The sequence below is a fragment of the Cellulomonas carbonis genome (assembly GCF_014636275.1).
In the GTDB taxonomy this organism is placed as follows: domain Bacteria; phylum Actinomycetota; class Actinomycetes; order Actinomycetales; family Cellulomonadaceae; genus Actinotalea; species Actinotalea carbonis.
Genome location: NZ_BMEB01000034.1, coordinates 1 through 606 on the forward strand (window position 1 = coordinate 1; position 606 = coordinate 606).

2 protein-coding genes are annotated in these 606 nt (G+C 68.8%); both read left to right on the forward strand.

Annotation, left to right across the window (positions count from 1 at the left end; all coding sequences use genetic code 11):
• On the forward strand, positions 1 to 127 hold a 127-nt coding region (locus IEV86_RS17535; protein WP_369009116.1), incomplete at its 5' end, for a TlpA family protein disulfide reductase.
• Positions 124 to 606 (forward strand): cytochrome c biogenesis CcdA family protein (locus IEV86_RS17540; protein ID WP_229734729.1); only part of this gene is annotated, 483 nt, incomplete at its 3' end. The genes IEV86_RS17535 and IEV86_RS17540, both read left to right, overlap by 4 nt.

A 606-nucleotide genomic window follows, 5' to 3' on the forward strand; every position in this document is an offset into this window, starting at 1 on the left:
CCTGCCCCCGCAGGCCACCCCGTCGACGGTGGTCCTCGACGCGAAGGGCCGCGCCGCGGCCAGAGTCGTCGGTGAGATCGATGCCTCGACTCTCAAGGGACTCATCGAGGACGTGCTGGCCGAGTGAGTGGACTCGGGGCGGACTTCGCCCAGACCGTCCTCTCCGGACCGCTGCTGCTGGCTGCCGGCGCAGCGGCCCTGGCCGGACTCGTCTCGTTCGCCTCCCCGTGCGTGCTGCCCCTGGTCCCCGGCTATGTCGGGTACGTCACCGGGCTGTCCGGATCATCGCTGAGGGACAAGCAGACGTGGCGAGTGGTCGTGGGCATCAGCCTGTTCGTCCTCGGCTTCACCGTCGTCTTCGTGCTGCTGGGGACCAGCTTCTCCGCGCTGGGAGCGCTGTTCTCCCAATGGCAGTCGGTCATCCTCCGCGTCCTCGGCGTCATCGTCATCCTCGCCGGTTTCGTATTCATGGGCGGATTCGGTCTGCTGCAGAACGAACGTCGCATCCGTGCCAGACCGAAGGCCGGACTCTGGGGCGCACCGGTGCTCGGAGCGACCTTCGCCCTCGGGTGGGCACCCTGCGTGGGACCGACCCTGTCGGCGGTG